Origin of the sequence: Diaphorobacter sp. JS3050, from assembly GCF_013154915.1 — a bacterium.
Taxonomy (GTDB): Bacteria; Pseudomonadota; Gammaproteobacteria; order Burkholderiales; family Burkholderiaceae_C; genus Diaphorobacter; species Diaphorobacter nitroreducens.
Window position 1 is genome coordinate 426,395 of the sequence record NZ_CP053553.1, and the last position, 13,817, is coordinate 440,211.

Consider the following 13,817-nt stretch of genomic DNA (forward strand, 5'->3'; position numbering starts at 1 on the left):
GCCTAGCCTTACAGGATGCCGGTGGCTTCGGTGAGCAGCCAGATGCCGATCACGAGCAGCACGGCGCCGATGGCGACCGTGAGGCCGAACTGGCCCCACGTCTTGCGGCCGGTGTGGATTTCCGCGTAGGTGCCGTAGGCGTGGTAGCAGACGCCGATGAACATCGACGCCACCACCAGCAGGGCCACGAGCATGATGATGTCGTAGCCGTAGTTCCTGATGGTCTCCATGATGCCGTTGCCGGTTCCCCGCGTCGGGTTCTCCAACTGCGGCAGACCTTGTGCGAACGACAGCGCCGGCAGCGCGGCGGCGCCCAGTACCACGGCGGTGCGCTGGGCAAGATGGGAATTGAGGATGCGGTTTTGCATGGTCAGGCCTTTCAGGTCAGGAGAGGAGGAAGAAGGTCAGCACGAGATACATCGCCAAAAACCGGACGACGACGCCGAGGAACTGGCGCTGGTTGAGGCGGCTCTCGGACCACCCCACGTAGGCCGTTCGGATGGCCCAGACGCCCCAGACGAGCAGGACCGCGAACACGACGCCGACCAGGACGGTCGCCATCGCAGAAGGCGCGATGCCGCTGTTGGCTTGAAATGCCGAGACCTGGGCGCCGTTCATGGCTTGCCCTCCGCAGGCGTCGGCGGCGATGGCGCGACGGCCCGCTCCGTGCGGTAGTCGCCGCCCAGTTCGGAGGGGTCGCGGGGCTGGGCGCGTGATGGCGTCAGGTGGAACTGGATGCCGGCGCGAACACGTGCCAAGTCAGCTTGGAGCCGCGGGTAGTCGAAGTGGTAGCGCTCGCCCGGCTGGATCGGCGCATGCGCGGCGCTGTCCGCGACGGTGCGCTCCAGCGCGTCGAGTTGGCGCAGCGCAGCGGCCAGTTCCTGGCGTTGCACAGGGGACTCGGCCAACGCCATCGGGGACTGACCCAGCACGAGGGCCGTCACGAGAAAAGTGGGCATGCCGCGATGCGCGGCGCGCAGCCAGATCGAAGCCACCATCGCGCCATTCCTGTGTGATCAGCAATGGGTTGATCGTGGAGATCAGGGCGGTTTCAGGCCGCAAACAATAGGAACCCGGAAGCGACCGGATTGATGACCTAGAGGTACTTTTTGAAGCTGCCTGCGGTCAGGCTCACGGCCAGTCCGAGCAAGGCCGCGCTGGGCAACAGGATCACCAGCGGATGCACCGAGATCGGCAACGCCAGGTAGGTGATCCAGGGCAGCACGGCCAGCGGCATCAGGCTCGCTTTCGCGCGGTGGTAGATGAAGCCCGATTCCCGGCCCGCGCCGAACCGACGCACGTCCCGCCGTACCAGGCCGTCGATCAAGCCGACGAAGGCCGCGGTGAGGATCAGCGGCAGCGTGAGCACCAGGACCAGCAGGCGCACGAGGAAAGTCAGCGTCGTGAAGGCCGCGGCGATCAGGTAGCTCTCGGCCCAGACGTAGACCTGGCTGATGTAGTAGCGGAAATTGCGCGTCGGCTCGTGGCTGGGCGCACGGGAGCGCTCGGCGGTTCGGCTCATGCGCTCCAGCAACCCCGAGCGCACGAACACCCACTCGTAGCCGGTATCGACCAGTTCGTGCGCCGTGCGCCCCGGCTCCTGCACGACCACGCTGCGCGTGAAGTGGTTGGACAGGTGCCCGAGTTCGTATTGCAGCATCTGCCGGGAGTGGCGCCAGCCCTGGTCCTTCCAGAACAGGTGCATGCCGACGCACTCCACCACGATCGAGAACAGCAGCGAGCCAATCAGCACCCCGAGCAGCCGGAACGGCAAGGTGATGGTGCCGACGATCAGGCCCTGGCGCTGGTTCTGCTCCCGCTGCGCAGTCGAGGCGGCGTCCTTCATGGCGCGGCCTCGTTGCCCGCGCCGTCATCGGCGCCGGCGGCCAACGCGCCAGGCTCGGCCAGAGCAGCATCATCCAGCAGGTCCTCGGGCAAGGCCGCGTCCTGCAAGGCCGGGGAACTGGTGAATTCCCACCACTGCGTCGCCTCGCTGTAGCTCTGGCGCATGTACCCCGCCAGTTGCTGCAGATCCTGCGGCATCACTTCGTCCGGGGCCGGCGCCGGCAGCGGCATGCGCACCTTCCAAAGCTGCCCGCCCTGCAGCAGCGCGAAGCACTGGCCTTTGGGCAGGCCGACGACGTGCGACGGCTCGATCATCGGCACGCTGGACATGCTGATGCGATCCTGCGTGTTGCTGGTGAAATCCGTGGCCCCACGGATGTCCGAGCTGTCGGTCGCGCCGGAGACGATGGTGGTCGTATAGACCTCAACCTTCGGCAACTGCCTCGTCAGCAGTTCGGCCGTGGCCGTCTCGCGCACACGCAGCATGAACAGGTTGTTGAAGTTCCCGATGACCTGGCCTGCCTTGGCCCGGTTGCCGATACGCGCTTCAATGTCGGAAAGCGTCTGCGTGTAGGCCGTGACCTGCATCCCTGCGCCGCCGCCCTTGTTGATCAACGGCACGAATTCGTCCCCCATCAACTCGTTGAATTCGTCGGCGTGGACGTTGATCGGCACGCGAGCGCCAGCCGATGCGCCCGGCAGGCCGTCGTCGATTCCGTGCTTGTAGATGTGCCCAGCCACCGAGACGAGATCGCTGAACATCGAGTTGCCGACCGCTGCGGCGACCTCCGCATCGGACAGCGCGTCCAAGCCGACATAGACGACGGCGCGCTTCCTGATCACCTGCATCCAGTCGAAGATCGGACGCGGGTCGGCCAGGTCGGAGTAGTTCGGCGCCAGAAGCTGGGCGATCTTGCCGCTGGTGAGCTTTTCCAGCAGCGGCAACAACGATGCGACGATCTTGTCGAAGTACGTCTTGTCGTATCGGACAGCGGAGCGCAGGCCATCCAGCACCGGGTCATAGTTGCGCGCCTGCGAGAGGTACTGCTCCAGCGCCACCACGCGCTTCTCGCGCCCGATCATGTTCCTGGGGATGTTCTTCTCGTTGAGCTTGGCCTCGATCTGGACGATCACCTCCCAGGCCTTGGGCTCCGTCTTGGCGAAGAAATGCTGGGCGTACTCGATGAACAGCGCGTCGATGTTGATGACGTGGCGCTGGATCAGCATGTAGTCCGGGCGCTGCCCCAGTTCCACCAGGGCGCGGGCGATGATGTTCACGAAGCGCCATGCGAACTCGCGGAACGCCGCGCTGTTGCCTTCGCCGGAGAGCTGCCCCGCCACCCGGGTCGCCACTTCCGAGATCCGGCCGAAACGGCCCACGGCGTTGTAGCGGGCGCTGATTTCCGGCCAGCCCAAGTGGAAGATGTAGAACTCGCCTTCGCGGCCAGCGCGCTGGGCTTCGACGTACATCCGCTTCAAGAGATCGGCATCCCCCTTGGGATCGATGACGATGACGACCTCATGCTCGCCGGCGGCGTTCTTACGCCGGATGTCCTGGGTGACGAACAACTCGGCCAGGCGCGTCTTGCCCACCCGCGTGGTGCCCAGCACCAGCGAGTGCCCGACGCGCTCGCCCAGCGGCAGGCTGACGTCCACTTCGTCGGGCTCGATGCCGTGCAGCCTTGGCAGGCCTCCCACAGGCGGCAACGGGCGCACGGGGTTGAAAGGCACGTCCCAGCCGGTGAGCTTCGGCAGGCGCGAGAGCGGCAACGGCGCGAACTCCAGCCGTTCCTCCAGGCGTCTGGCCAGCCGGTAGGCCGGCGTCGGCTCGACGTAGCGCCGGAACTCCGGCCGGTACGTCTGCATCAGCCTATGGGTGTGCTTCTGCTCCCAGAGGAACCCACGCCCCACGAACAGCCGCTGCTGGCTGACCGGCACGTCCTTGCTCGTCATCACGTAGCGCGGCAGGCGGCGGATGTTGCGCCGGTAGCGCAGGATGACGCGGGCATCGCGGTAGCGGATCGCGCCGTAGGCGCCGAACGCCAAGGCGCTGCCGATGCCCATGGCCGGGCTCAGCGCGAGCGACCATCGGGCCACCAGGCACAGAAACGCGGCGCCTGCACACGCCGCGACGGTGTATAGCTCCACCGCTGGGCGTAGCAGAACCTCGACCGGCTGTTTCCCCGACATGGCTTCATTGCTCGATGCCGGTGGCCGTGATCAGCGCCGGGTAGTGCCGCAGGCCCAGCCGATAGGCCAGGTCGTCGCCGGCCACGGGCGCGAGCGGCACGCCGGGCACCAGGGCGCGCAGCCGCGTCAGGCCCTGCGCAGTCTCGACGTTGACCACCAGGCCGACCGCGCCGCGTTCGCGCAAAGCGGCGGCGCGGCGCTGCAACCACGCCCGCGAAGCCTCGTCGTCGCCGATGACCACGAACGGCCGCAGGCCGGGCGCTTCGATCACCCGCCGCGCGACGGTGCCGGGCGTGAGCTTGGCGCTGCGCACCGGCAGCATCGCGGCTTCGTCCGCTGGCGTGGCCGGAGCGCGGGGCGTCGGGATGGGCGGCCGCGCCGGGGAACCGGCGCGCGGCTGGAGGTTGAGGGCTTCGTAGTACGGCAGCGCCGACGTGCCGCCACGGTCTTCGACCACGATCAGCGGTTCGCCGGCGCGCGAGGCCAACGGCAGGCCAGCCAGCAGCATGAGCAGGCCCGTGAACGCGAGATGGGCCGGATGGGGTTTGGTCATGGGGAACTCTCCTGGTGCGCGGCGAGTACCGCGGCGGTTGGGCGCGCGCCCTGCACTCGGGCAAGGTGGCGCGACACACTGCGCCGGTAGCGGGCGGCGGGCTCGCCGCCAGCGGGGCGGTGGTAGCGGCCGATCGCCAGCAGCCAGTCCTCGCCGGGGGTGTGCTGCTCTTTCAGGATCTCGGCGGCAATGGCCAGATTGCGGTACGGGTCCAGCAAGTCGCACGGACTGGTGAAGCGGTGCTTGTGGTAGCCGAGGTTGATCTGGCCCAGGCCCGCGTCGATGCGTGTGTGCGGTGTGGCGCGCATCGCCTGCTGCAAGCCAGAGCAGGCATCGGCCCGCGTGGCGAAGCGGCGGGACTGGCCGGCAACGTTGAGGGACCACGGCCAGGGAACGATGCGCCCGTTGCGCCGGATGCCGCTCTCCTGCAAGGCCACGGCGTAGAGCACGGTCGATGGGATGCCTGCGCGCTGGGCAGCGAGTTGGTAAGCCGGTGGCGGAACCTCCTGGGCCAGGGCGGCACCGGCATACAGGCCGGCAGCGAGCACCAGTGCGCGAAGGGGTACGGCTACGGCTGGCGCTGCCATTGGCCGTTCACTTCGCGCACGGCGGCGGGCAGATCGCCGGGCAGGCCCAGCGACAGCCAGCGGCCACCGTCGTGGTTGAGCGTGATGCTGCCGGCGCGCACGCGCGCCGGGTCGATCTGCGCGCGCTTGGCCCAGTCGCGGATGCGGGCATCATCCTGGCGGCTGCCCACCATATACAGGTCGAACTCCGCGCCCGAGGATTGCAGGCGCTGCACGAGCTGCCCGCAGGCCGTGCAGCCGTCCTTGACGAACACCGCCATGCGGCCGCTGCCACGCGCGATGCCGGCGCTTGGCTTGTCGTCGGGCAGGTTCACGCGCTGCATGCCGGGGTTCAGGCGCTGCCAGGCCTCGTCGTAGGCGCGCTGGTAGGCGAGCAGCTTCTCGACGCGGCGCGCTTCCACCTGCACCTGCAGCTCGGCGTAGCGGCGCCGTTCTTCATCGGTGCGGGCCTCGATACCCAGGGCAGACAGCGGGTCCAGGTTGGGCGACTGGATGCCCAGCGGCCCGTCCATCAGCTCGCGGTAGCGAGCCCATTCCTGCGGTTGCAGGCCCCATTCACTGGCTGCCCGGTCGTCCAGCACAAGGGCGGCCAGCGGGCGCTCCTGGCTCTGTGCATTGCGCGCGGGGGCCGTGGCGGGCTGCTGCGCCCAGGTCGCCCACTGCACCGACGCCAGGACGAGCGCACAAAGGAGGATCGACGGCTTCATGGGGTGTGCTCCTGTCAGGGAATCGCCACGCGGCGCGTCTGGTCGCCGGCCTGAAACACCGCGGCATTGCCCTCGATGGCCTGCAAGCGCCATGGGCCGACCGCATCACCGGGCAGCAGCACCTGGAGCTGGTCGGGCGTGAAATCCCCATTGGCCGGCGCGACGGACACGCTGCGCTCGCCCGCGCGCAGCTCGGCGCCGACGACGCGGCACGGCAGCGGCTGCGGTTCGGCCTTGGAGGCGGTGGCCGGGCGTGATGCGCGCGGCTGGGCGGGTGCTGCGGCGCGGGCGGCGGCCTGGCGCGTCTTGATCTGCTCGATCTCCGCTCGCAGTGCTTGAAGATCATCGGCGGCGGCATAGCCGTTCAGCGACTTCTCCACCTGGGCGGCGCGTGCTTCCAGGATTTGGCGGGTGTCCTTGAGGTCAGCGGCCGTTGCGACGGCCGGGCGCTGCTGGATGGCCTCGATCGTCTCGGCCAGGCCAGTCGCCTGCGCTTCGAGGCGCTGCAGGCGGGAATCCAGCCGCTCCTGGTCGGTTTGGTCGCGCATCGCCAGATAGCCGAGCGCCACGATGACGCTGAGGCCGATCAGCCAGAGCCAGAACAGGCTCTGTACGACGACCGCGGCAGTTGAGCGTTGAGCGGGATGCAAGGCATTCATGGCTGGCCTCCCGAAACCGCAGGCGCCAGCGGGAACGTCTGCACCGCCGCGGTTGCGGTTGGCACGGGGGTGTTGTCGCCGGGCCGCTCGAAACAAATCTGCCGCGCGCGGTCATCCGCGTGCAGCTCCCAGGCCGGACCAGCCAGCGTGAGCAGCGCATCGCGCAAGGTCATGGGGCCGAGGTGCAGGTGTGCCGCCGGCAACGGCAGCGCGTACAGCTCGATCACAGCATGCGCGTTCTGGCACAGGCTGTAGCCGCTGCGCTTGAGCACATGCCGCACCCCATCCCCGACCGTGGCGCGGGCATCCTCGGGCATGGACACGTCGATGGTCTGCAAGAGCAGGTCGCGCTGCGCCGCCATGGGGGCCAGTTCGACCAGTGTGTAGCGGGCGTAGCGCACAACCGGGATGTACTCGGGCGCTTCGGGTTCGGGCGCGGCCGAGACTTCCTCGATGGTGTCGGGCGCGACCGGCGCAGTCGTCGTCGCGCAGCCACCGGCCAGCACCGACCACAGTAGGCCGAAAAATCCCGCCAGCAGGCGGCGTTCGGGATGGTGAAACCAGGGTGGAGAGGGGCACATAGCTCGGTGTCCAGAAACATCGAGCCCTCACCATCGCCGCTCGGGCCACGAGCGGCAGCAAACAATGCGAACCAGGCAGCGCCCGATTTGCTAGGAGCGACAAAAGATGGTCGGTGACGAGTCCCTGGGGAAACTCGCCAGGGAATCAAAACGTTATATTTGGCACACTACTTCCGCTCAGTTTGCAGAGCGGAGATTTCATGGGCTAGGAACCATATAAGAGCGGCGCAGTAGAAAGCTAAGCGCGCTGTATCGGAGTCGATTACCAATGACGGCCAGCTCATTCTGTTCATCAAAACGCGCTCGATCGCTGCGTCAGAACCGAGGAATGCACAGCAGAGTCCCGGTTTGAAAGTCAGATCTCGTGGCTCGTCGGCTATCTGTCTGGCTGATAAAACCAACAACGAGAGACAAGCCTTAATCGCACTTCTTGAGGAACCGGATGTTACCGTCAACGATGCCTGTCCGTTTGGCACCTCATGACCCGCGCTGGGCGAACCAAGCGGCGAACGAAGCAGAGCGACTTAAACAGGGCGTGGACTCGATCCTCCAAGTCCATCATATCGGCTCAACTTCTATTCCGGGAATCGCCGCTAAGCCCATCCTCGACCTTATGCCGGTCGTTCTGAACTTGGCCGCATTGGATAGCGAACGATCTGCCGTTGAAGCCCTTGGCTACGTATGGCACGGAGCCAACGGCATCGAGGGAAGGCGCTATTGCACCCTACATGATCCTGAAACGGGTGAGCGCCTCATTCAAATTCACTGCTTCGCGGATGGAGACGCCGCTATCCGCAGACACCTCGCTTTCCGCGATCTTCTGCGTAGTTCGCCGAGCCTCGCAGATCAGTACGAACGGGAGAAGTGCCGATGTGCAGCGCTACATCCCGAAAACAGTCGTGCGTACTCTGATTGCAAGGACGCTTGGATTAAGCGAATCGAAGCGGAAGCATTGTCTCGCTTTTCCTAGCCTCAACTTCAATGTCCGCTTTCGCGCGGCTGTACCGGCGTACGGTCGCGGCAAGCATGGCCCATCAGCATAGCTTCGGGGGCGCGACTTGGCCCGCGCCTAACTTCTTGAATCCCCGTCCTTGATAAACCTGCTGTGGCGGGCTTAGGCGAAATCCAGCGCAACGCCGAGCTGGAGCCATCGTGAGACAAAAAAACGGCCCCGAAGGGCCGTAAGTGGAAGGCATCACGCGGCGACAAGCTGCCGGGCCAGTGCGACCTCGACGGAATCACCGTCCTGGTTCAGGACATCAAGCCCGGATTCGGGCACGTCGCCCGAGGTGGACTGCGAGACCATGATCTTCTTGGCCATCAGCTCCAGGCAGGTCATCTGCGAGGAACCGGCGTAGCCGAGGTAGATCACGCGCACGGGCTGCTTCTGCCCGATGCGCCAGGAGCGGCGTGCCGCCTGTTGGAGGCTATATACGTTGTAGCCCGACTGCATGAACACGATCGTCGGAAACTCCAACAGGTCCAACCCCGTCTTGACAAGTTCGGGATTGGTGATGAGCACGTCGATGCCACGGTCCAGTTGCTCGGCGATCCAGTCTTCGCGACGGCTGGCATCCACGCTTGCGCGCAGCACCGCCACCCGAAAACCTTCCTGTTCCAGCAGTACCTTCAGGCGTGACGTCGTGTCGCGCGTGCCGGTATAGACCGTGTAGGCCAGGACCTTGCGGCCCTGTGCCTTCTCCTCTTTGCAGATGTCGATCAGCTCACGCTCCTTGGGGCTGATCTCGAACTCGTTGAACTGAGCCGGGACAAACGCCAGGGTGTCGCGCGTGCGCGGATGCACCACCGTCTCCGACCGGAAGCAGCAATCCGGCCAGGCCAGCAGCACGTTGAGGACCACACCCAGCAGCGTCGTATCGCGTCGCGCCAGAGCCTGTTTCAGCTCCGCGGTCAGCCGACCCGCCAGGTCGCGGTAGGCCGCGGCTTGCGCCGTGTCCATCGCGACTTCGCGGAACTCCTCGTCATACGGCGGAAGCACATTGCCGCCGATGTCCTTGAGCTTGAGGAAGATCGTGAACGGCAGGATGCAGCGCAACACGCCCTTGGGGCCGAAGCCCGGGGCCTTGACCGTTCTGACACTGACTTTCGTGCCCTTCGCGGTCTTGTGCGCCGTGCCGGTGCTCTCGGAATAGATGTCCTTGAGGACTCCGTGGTCCCTCATGAACGCCATCGCGGCCGACGTCATGCTGCCGCTCGTGGTCGGCCGGTAGCCGTCTTCGAGCATCCGCCCAGGCAAGGCGCGGAACAGCAGATAAAAGAGATCGTCGCCGTAGCCGCCCATCAACGTGCCGGTCAGCAGCAAGGTCTTGCGAGCCTTCGCCGCCAGCACGCCCATGGCCTGGCCTTGGGCACTGCCACCGTTCTTGTACTCATGCGCTTCATCAGCGATGAGCAGGTCGAACGTGCTTTGCGGCAGGTAGCGTTTGACGAACTCCGAGGGTTGATAGCCGCCCTCGCCAAAACCGAACTCCATGTTGGCCATCGCACGTTCCATGCGCGTGGCCTGACGGTCGGAAAACACCAGCTCGCCGTTGCCGTCCATGAGGTTGATGAACTCATGGATGTTGTCACCCAGCATCGAGGCCAGGAAGCCGTCACCGAACTTCTGCATCAGCTTCTGCGCGGTGACTTCCCCGATCGTCGGGATGCGCTTCAAGGCTTTGAGGACGGCCGAGGACTGATCGCTACCGGACAGGCTGCGCGGGCGGATCAGTGTCCATAGGGGCGCAGCGCAATGGCTGCACTTCCTGCGGGACTCCTCGGCTTGGAGCGCGACCGGGTTGACCGGCTCGCCGTCGAGGTCGGTGATGACCGTGCCGCAGTCCGGGCACGCTGCCACGTCGCCGTGGCGGGTGCGCCGCGTGGTGAAAACGGGCTTCCAGTGGAAGCCCATCCGCATCCTGACGCGGCCCAGGACGAAGAACTCCTGACCCGTGGGCTGGACACCCAACTGCTCACGCAGCTTGATGAGCTTGACGAGCGTGTCCGGCCCGTTGAGCACCCACACCTTGGCGCCCGCCACCGTCTCCTGGATCTCGCGCCGCCACTTGTAAACCAGGTGCGGTGGCGACAGGACCAGGGTACGGCGGTAGCCTTCGGCGTTGAGCACGGCGGCCGTGGCGATGCCGACGGTCGTCTTGCCGCAGCCCATCTCGCCATTGACGATCGCGGCGCGTTCGCCACGGTCGATCAGCAGCTCGGCGGCAGCGTGGACGACTTCGGCCTGGGCCGGGAACAGCTTGCGCTTGAGGCTGGCGACGATGAGTTGCCGGTGGGCCTGCGGTTGGCCGGTATAGACCGGCGGGTTCGCGCTGTTGAGGGCGTCGAGCAGTTCGTCGCCGAACTCGCCGACGAAATCCTGAAGGCTCAGGGTCAGAGGGGAAGATTCCGCGTCGAGCAGTTCGCCCTGTACGGGCGCGGCTTCAGCGGCATTGGTTTCGAGATCGAGGGACATGGTGATGCTCCAAAGAAAAAGGGGCATGCACCACCCCCAGCGGGGCAGTGGCATGCCCCGTGGTGGGAAGTAAATCGACGCGTGGCCGACGGTGGTTGAAGGTGCTGGCCTGGGTGGCCAGCGGCTGAACCGTGCTTGTATCTTTAAACCAGACCAGCGCGGTAGAGTCTGAACGCCGTTGAGGCGGCCAGACCGGCCCGTGCAGTTTGGTAGGCGCTGGGGTGATAGAGCCCGTGACTGAGTACAGAACGCATGGCCGCCGCGCTGGTCTTCGTGAAGCCCGAACGGTTACGCGCGCCTTGATTGAGCGCGCATGCACAAGCAAGGGATCTGAAGATCATGTCTGTTACCTCAGTGACGGTGGGCATCGACGTGGCCAAGGCGCACGTGGATGTCTGTGTGCTGGGTGCCAAGAGCAGCGCCCAGCGGTTTGACAACGATGCCGAAGGCCACTCGGCGCTGGCGGCTGCCCTGCAGCCCCTGGACGTGGGTCTGGTGGTGATGGAGGCCACCGGCGGCTACGAGGCCGCGTTAGCGTGTGCCCTGCAGGCCACAGGCCTGCCCGTGGCGGTCATCAACCCGCGCCAGGCGCGCGACTTCGCCAAATCCATGGGACGCCTGGCCAAGACCGACGCGGTGGATGCGCGCACGCTGGCCGAGCTGGCAGCGGTGCTGCTGCGCCGCGACGATCTGCAGCGCTTCTTGCGCCCCCTGGCCGATGAGCGCCAGCAGTGGCTCGCGGCCCTGGTCACGCGCAGGCGCCAGTTGCTGACCATGCTCCATTCGGAGCGCCAACGGCTGCAGATCACGCCCAAGAAGCTGCACGCCAGCATCGAGGCCATCGAGGCGGCGATCAAGGCGCAGCTCGATGAGATCGAAGAGCAGATGGTCACGCATGTGCGCGAGCACTTTGGGGAGCTCGACACGCTGCTGCAGTCGGCTGCGGGAGTCGGCCCGGTGGCCAGTGCCACGATGATTGCCGAGCTGCCAGAGCTGGGCCGGCTGAACCGGCGCGAGATCGCTGCATTGGTGGGCGTGGCGCCCATGGCCAATGACTCCGGCGGCAGCAAGGGCAGGCGGCGCGTACAAGGCGGGCGCTTCGAGATCCGCCGCGTGCTGTACATGGCAACGCTCACGGCCACCCGCTACAACCCGGCCATCAAGGCCTTCTACGAGCGTCTGAAGGCCGCTGGCAAGTTGCCCAAGGTCGCCCTGGTCGCTTGCATGCGCAAGTTGCTCACCACGCTCAACGCCATGGTGCGCACTGGAAAACCTTGGGACAAGTCGCTTCATTGCGCTTGACTTCGAAGACGGTTACTCAGTCCTCGGACGGCAGAACGATGACGGTGGCGTGGCGCTCCGCGTCGGTAACGATGCGAATGGCCAGCCCCGGATGGATCACGTAGTGCGATTCCAGCGATGCGCCTGATTGAAGCGCGGTGCTGTTGGCCTGCCATTGCTGGACGTTGACGTCGCCCCAGTCGCCACGGGTGTGGCGCCTGAAGTACGGGATCGGGTCGAGGCGACCCGAGCGGACCAGGCGGTCAATGCCTTTGCTGAAGATAAGCGCCCCGATCGGGAACGCCAGCCGCCGGCAGTAGGTTTCGATGCGATGCGATGCCATCGGCTCCTCCTTGATGGGTCATTGAGCCACGACACCCCTGCCGGAGTGAAGTGGCTCCGTCAGGAGAATGAGGATGACGATGTGGGGACGTCAGATCAGGTCCCGCTCTTCGGGAAGCTGGATCACCGTGGTCTGGTGGTCCTCGCTGGTCTTGACGATTAGCGCCAGGTCCGGCGTGATCCTGAACTGCGAGATCATCAGGTTGTCCTGTTGGATCGCCACGTCGTTGGCTTGGCGTGTGGCCTCATCGATCTCGCCCCAGTCCCCGCGCACATGGCGCTGGACATAGGCTAAGGGGTCGATCAGGCCTCTTCGGGCCAGCCAATGCACCTTCTCGCTCAACTTCAGCGTACTCGGTGCGAACAACGGTTGCTTGTGCGGCGCTGGCCGCTTGAACGGATTCGGGAACATGGTGTTTCTCCTTCGATGTGGTACAGCAGGACGGCAGCGCGTCCGGTGGATCAGCGGATGGTCAACACCTCGCCCCGTGTCGCGGAGCCAGGCGTCATGTCCCACGCGCGGATGACGGGCACAAACTTGTCGGTGAGGATGCGGGTCTCGGCGATGGAGCCGTCTTCGCGTTCGGTGAATTCCCGCTGGAGCGTTTTGTCCTTGTGGGTGTCACCTTTGACGACGAGCACGCGCCCCGTCTGGGAGCGCACAACGCCGGAGATCGCGCCCGCTGCCAAGGCCAGGGCGAGATGCCAGTGGGACAAGGCTCGCGCCGGTGGACGCAGCGACTGCTGCGCGGCCCCCAGGTGCGTGTCCAGCGACGGCCAGAGGCCTTGCAGCCGACCGACCTCATCGGCGAACTGCTCCGGCTCCATCGTCACGCGGAAGAAATGCTCCGGCTCGACCGGACTGGCGGGGACGATGTACGGCAGGAACGGCCATTCGCTCGGCAGTTCCTCGGCTTCGACTTCGCCTTGCCCAACCTGCAGCAGCAGATTGCGCACGGCCTTGACGCCATCGGGCACCTGCTCGCGCTGGCGCACCCTTCGGCCAAAGATCACCACCTGCTTGAACTGCGTTTCCACCGCTCGGTAGATGCGCAGATCGGTGTAGTGGCGCGTCAACCAGCCGACCAGCTCCGCGTCGAGCACGTAGCCGGGGACGATGAAGACCAGCATGCCGCCGTACTGCAGCAGCGACAGCGAACGCTGATAGAACAGCTTTTCGAGGCGGGCACGTCCCTGACCTTGATAGCCGATGTTGCCGTTGACGTCCTTGGACAGGTCGCCATACGGCGGGTTGAGCCAGAGCAACCCGAAGGACTGTTTGGAGACCATCGTGTCCATCAGGTCCGCGTGCAGGCAGTGATCGACCAGGCCGCGGGCATGGCGTGCCCGCTCCGCGTCGAACTCGACCGCAAACGCCTTGGCCTGCTCGCGCCCGAGGGCGTGGGCGGCTTCGGCGATCGCCACGCCTTCGCCGGCGCAGGGATCGAGGATGCACATCGGCCCATCGCTGGGCATCAGTGCGTTGAGGGCTCTTTCGAGCGTGGGTTCGTCGGTCGGGAAATATCCGTTCTTGACGAAATTGCGGGCGAGCCGCGGGAACATGAGGGCCATGGAAGTCTCCTGGTTGGCGGGGATG

At 65.9% G+C, this 13,817-nt stretch carries 16 protein-coding genes; 2 read left to right on the forward strand and 14 right to left on the reverse strand.

Translation table 11 applies throughout. The features are described from left to right. Positions 1-8: 8 nt before the first annotated feature. From HND92_RS02030 to HND92_RS02075, 10 genes are all read right to left on the reverse strand, one after another. On the reverse strand, positions 9-368 hold the full coding sequence (locus tag HND92_RS02030; protein WP_088138678.1) for a TIGR03745 family integrating conjugative element membrane protein: 360 nt from the start codon (positions 366-368) through the stop codon (positions 9-11). Positions 369-384: 16 nt separating this feature from the next. Then, positions 385-618 carry a TIGR03758 family integrating conjugative element protein gene (locus tag HND92_RS02035; RefSeq protein ID WP_053817027.1) on the reverse strand — a complete coding sequence of 78 codons (234 nt, stop codon included), beginning with the start codon at positions 616-618 and terminating at the stop codon, positions 385-387. Continuing rightward, a complete protein-coding gene (locus HND92_RS02040) occupies positions 615-998 on the reverse strand; it encodes an RAQPRD family integrative conjugative element protein (protein WP_088138674.1) in 384 nt (127 codons plus the stop codon). Before HND92_RS02040 ends, HND92_RS02035 begins: the two co-directional genes overlap by 4 nt. Before the next feature lie 98 nt (positions 999-1,096). Then, the gene (locus tag HND92_RS02045) at positions 1,097-1,846 is read right to left on the reverse strand and encodes a TIGR03747 family integrating conjugative element membrane protein (protein ID WP_151609199.1); all 750 of its coding nucleotides are present in this window, start codon (positions 1,844-1,846) and stop codon (positions 1,097-1,099) included. Next, positions 1,843-4,035, reverse strand: a complete 2,193-nt coding sequence (gene traD, locus HND92_RS02050) for a type IV conjugative transfer system coupling protein TraD (protein WP_172205594.1) — start codon at positions 4,033-4,035, stop codon at positions 1,843-1,845. The genes HND92_RS02045 and traD overlap by 4 nt, the downstream gene beginning before the upstream one ends. A 4-nt stretch (positions 4,036-4,039) precedes the next feature. After that, the gene (locus HND92_RS02055) at positions 4,040-4,588 is read right to left on the reverse strand and encodes an integrating conjugative element protein (protein WP_151609201.1); all 549 of its coding nucleotides are present in this window, start codon (positions 4,586-4,588) and stop codon (positions 4,040-4,042) included. After that, positions 4,585-5,175 (reverse strand): transglycosylase SLT domain-containing protein, encoded by a 591-nt coding sequence (locus HND92_RS02060; RefSeq protein WP_151609202.1) that lies wholly within the window; start codon positions 5,173-5,175, stop codon positions 4,585-4,587. Before HND92_RS02060 ends, HND92_RS02055 begins: the two co-directional genes overlap by 4 nt. Continuing rightward, positions 5,157-5,882 carry a TIGR03759 family integrating conjugative element protein gene (locus HND92_RS02065; protein ID WP_151609203.1) on the reverse strand — a complete coding sequence of 242 codons (726 nt, stop codon included), beginning with the start codon at positions 5,880-5,882 and terminating at the stop codon, positions 5,157-5,159. The genes HND92_RS02060 and HND92_RS02065 overlap by 19 nt, the downstream gene beginning before the upstream one ends. 14 nt (positions 5,883-5,896) lie before the next feature. Further along, a complete protein-coding gene (locus HND92_RS02070) occupies positions 5,897-6,541 on the reverse strand; it encodes a hypothetical protein (protein WP_168728112.1) in 645 nt (214 codons plus the stop codon). Further along, positions 6,538-7,122 carry a PilL N-terminal domain-containing protein gene (locus tag HND92_RS02075; protein WP_151609205.1) on the reverse strand — a complete coding sequence of 195 codons (585 nt, stop codon included), beginning with the start codon at positions 7,120-7,122 and terminating at the stop codon, positions 6,538-6,540. The genes HND92_RS02070 and HND92_RS02075 overlap by 4 nt, the downstream gene beginning before the upstream one ends. A 457-nt stretch (positions 7,123-7,579) precedes the next feature. Here HND92_RS02075 and HND92_RS19520 point away from each other — a divergent pair, with 457 nt between their 5' ends. Continuing rightward, entirely contained in the window at positions 7,580-8,092 is a 513-nt protein-coding gene (locus HND92_RS19520; RefSeq protein ID WP_216662902.1) for a GrpB family protein, read from the forward strand. A 225-nt stretch (positions 8,093-8,317) separates the two neighbouring features. On the opposite strand, the gene HND92_RS02085 is transcribed toward HND92_RS19520, so the two are convergent. After that, the gene (locus HND92_RS02085; RefSeq protein ID WP_172205596.1) at positions 8,318-10,597 is read right to left on the reverse strand and encodes a helicase-related protein; all 2,280 of its coding nucleotides are present in this window, start codon (positions 10,595-10,597) and stop codon (positions 8,318-8,320) included. 339 nt (positions 10,598-10,936) lie between these two features. Here HND92_RS02085 and HND92_RS02090 point away from each other — a divergent pair, with 339 nt between their 5' ends. Further along, a complete protein-coding gene (locus HND92_RS02090) occupies positions 10,937-11,899 on the forward strand; it encodes an IS110 family transposase (protein ID WP_011804582.1) in 963 nt (320 codons plus the stop codon). A gap of 16 nt (positions 11,900-11,915) precedes the next feature. Here the strand turns inward: HND92_RS02090 and HND92_RS02095 are convergent, their stop codons facing one another. The 3 genes from HND92_RS02095 to HND92_RS02105 all read right to left on the reverse strand — a co-directional run bounded on the left by HND92_RS02095 (position 11,916) and on the right by HND92_RS02105 (position 13,816). Next, positions 11,916-12,221, reverse strand: coding sequence for a hypothetical protein (locus HND92_RS02095; protein WP_172205598.1), 306 nt, complete (start codon positions 12,219-12,221; stop codon positions 11,916-11,918). Positions 12,222-12,311: 90 nt separating this feature from the next. Beyond that, on the reverse strand, positions 12,312-12,632 hold the full coding sequence (locus HND92_RS02100; protein WP_023103917.1) for a hypothetical protein: 321 nt from the start codon (positions 12,630-12,632) through the stop codon (positions 12,312-12,314). 50 nt (positions 12,633-12,682) lie between these two features. Beyond that, positions 12,683-13,816, reverse strand: a complete 1,134-nt coding sequence (locus tag HND92_RS02105; RefSeq protein WP_256376607.1) for a DUF6094 domain-containing protein — start codon at positions 13,814-13,816, stop codon at positions 12,683-12,685. Position 13,817: the final 1 nt, after the last annotated feature.

What these genes read in the sequence shown, in the direction of transcription:
- HND92_RS19520 (WP_216662902.1), top strand. Translation starts at nt 7,580, where the DNA reads ATGCCTGTCCGTTTGGCACCTCATGACCCGCGCTGGGCGAACCAAGCG.
- HND92_RS02095 (WP_172205598.1), bottom strand. Translation starts at nt 12,221, where the DNA reads ATGGCATCGCATCGCATCGAAACCTACTGCCGGCGGCTGGCGTTCCCG.
- HND92_RS02100 (WP_023103917.1), bottom strand. Translation starts at nt 12,632, where the DNA reads ATGTTCCCGAATCCGTTCAAGCGGCCAGCGCCGCACAAGCAACCGTTG.
- HND92_RS02070 (WP_168728112.1), bottom strand. Translation starts at nt 6,541, where the DNA reads ATGAATGCCTTGCATCCCGCTCAACGCTCAACTGCCGCGGTCGTCGTA.
- HND92_RS02040 (WP_088138674.1), bottom strand. Translation starts at nt 998, where the DNA reads ATGGTGGCTTCGATCTGGCTGCGCGCCGCGCATCGCGGCATGCCCACT.
- HND92_RS02065 (WP_151609203.1), bottom strand. Translation starts at nt 5,882, where the DNA reads ATGAAGCCGTCGATCCTCCTTTGTGCGCTCGTCCTGGCGTCGGTGCAG.
- HND92_RS02030 (WP_088138678.1), bottom strand. Translation starts at nt 368, where the DNA reads ATGCAAAACCGCATCCTCAATTCCCATCTTGCCCAGCGCACCGCCGTG.
- HND92_RS02035 (WP_053817027.1), bottom strand. Translation starts at nt 618, where the DNA reads ATGAACGGCGCCCAGGTCTCGGCATTTCAAGCCAACAGCGGCATCGCG.
- HND92_RS02090 (WP_011804582.1), top strand. Translation starts at nt 10,937, where the DNA reads ATGTCTGTTACCTCAGTGACGGTGGGCATCGACGTGGCCAAGGCGCAC.
- HND92_RS02055 (WP_151609201.1), bottom strand. Translation starts at nt 4,588, where the DNA reads ATGACCAAACCCCATCCGGCCCATCTCGCGTTCACGGGCCTGCTCATG.
- HND92_RS02060 (WP_151609202.1), bottom strand. Translation starts at nt 5,175, where the DNA reads ATGGCAGCGCCAGCCGTAGCCGTACCCCTTCGCGCACTGGTGCTCGCT.
- traD (WP_172205594.1), bottom strand. Translation starts at nt 4,035, where the DNA reads ATGTCGGGGAAACAGCCGGTCGAGGTTCTGCTACGCCCAGCGGTGGAG.
- HND92_RS02085 (WP_172205596.1), bottom strand. Translation starts at nt 10,597, where the DNA reads ATGTCCCTCGATCTCGAAACCAATGCCGCTGAAGCCGCGCCCGTACAG.
- HND92_RS02075 (WP_151609205.1), bottom strand. Translation starts at nt 7,122, where the DNA reads ATGTGCCCCTCTCCACCCTGGTTTCACCATCCCGAACGCCGCCTGCTG.
- HND92_RS02045 (WP_151609199.1), bottom strand. Translation starts at nt 1,846, where the DNA reads ATGAAGGACGCCGCCTCGACTGCGCAGCGGGAGCAGAACCAGCGCCAG.